The organism is Amycolatopsis sp. NPDC003676 (assembly GCF_053587275.1).
In genome coordinates this window covers 1-1,205 of record NZ_JBSFNS010000352.1, presented here as the reverse complement: position 1 = coordinate 1,205, position 1,205 = coordinate 1, and the positions used below count along the sequence as shown (strand labels likewise).

Below are 1,205 nucleotides of genomic sequence, written 5' to 3'. Positions count from 1 at the left end.
AGTCGATCAGGATCAGGGTGGAGTCGGCCAGGGCGGCCGGGGTCTCGTCGAAACCGTTGAGCTGGCGGAGGGTGGTCGAAGCCATCGGAAAGCCTTCCTATCGGGGATGCGTTCCACGCTAGGGAGCGGCGGGAATGTCGGCAATGTCATGTAACCTGCAGATTCGGACATGGAGGTGTTGGGGTGGCGGATCGGCTCGTGGTGATCGTGCTGTTCGATCGCGTCGACCTGCTCGATGTCACCGGTCCGCCCGAGGTGTTCTCGCTGTTGCAGCGGGAGATGGACGAGCCGACCGGGTATCAGGTGGTGCTGGCCGCCGAGACGATGGCGCCGGTGACCACGTCGGCGGGGGTGCGGGTGCTGCCCGACGTGACCTTCGCCGAGGTCGCGGCGCGGCGGATCGACACGGTGGTCGTGCCGGGCGCGGTGGAGACCGACAGCAGCCGCCGGGTGCGGGCACTGGTGGATCCCGGGGTCGTCGACGCGGTGACGGTGCTGGCGAAGGACGCGCGGCGGGTCGCTTCGGTGTGCGTCGGCGCGCATATTCTCGCGGCCGCCGGGCTGCTCGACGGCAGGCGCGCGACCACGCACTGGTCGACCGCGCAGCAACTCGCGGCCGAGCATCCCGCGATCGAGGTGGACGCTGATCCGATCTACATCCGCGACGAGAACATCTGGACCGGAGCGGGACTCACCGCCTGCCTCGATCTGACGCTGGCACTGGTCGCCGACGATTTCGGCGACGAGCTGGCGCTGCGGGTGGCGCGGCAATTGGTGATGTATCTGAAACGGCCCAGTGGGCAGAGTCAATTCAGTGTGTCGCTGGAGCCGGTGTCGACCACGCGCCGCATCGACGATCTCCGGCACTACATCTCCGGCAATATCGGTACCCAGCTCACCGTCACCGATCTGGCCGACCAGGCGCATGTGAGCGAGCGTCAGCTCACCCGGATCTTCCGCACCGAACTCGGCATGACGCCCGCCGCCTATCTCGAATCGGCGCGGGTGGAGGTGGCGCGACACCGGCTGGAGACGACCGACGACACCCTCGCGCGGGTCGCCACCACCTGCGGTTTCAATACCGTCGACACCCTGACCCGGGCCTTCCGGCGCCGCCTCGACACGACCCCGACCGAATACCGGAACCGGAGCACACGCACCATCTCGCGCGTCGCGTCGGGCAGCGTCATGAACTGGATTCCCTG

1 protein-coding gene is annotated in these 1,205 nt (G+C 67.8%); it reads left to right on the top strand.

Going from position 1 to position 1,205, the window contains the following annotated elements; translation table 11 throughout:
- Positions 1-198 precede the first annotated feature (198 nt).
- Positions 199-1,205, top strand: a 1,007-nt coding sequence (locus tag ACWDNU_RS46355) for a GlxA family transcriptional regulator (RefSeq protein ID WP_449673511.1), incomplete at its 3' end; no start/stop codon positions are given.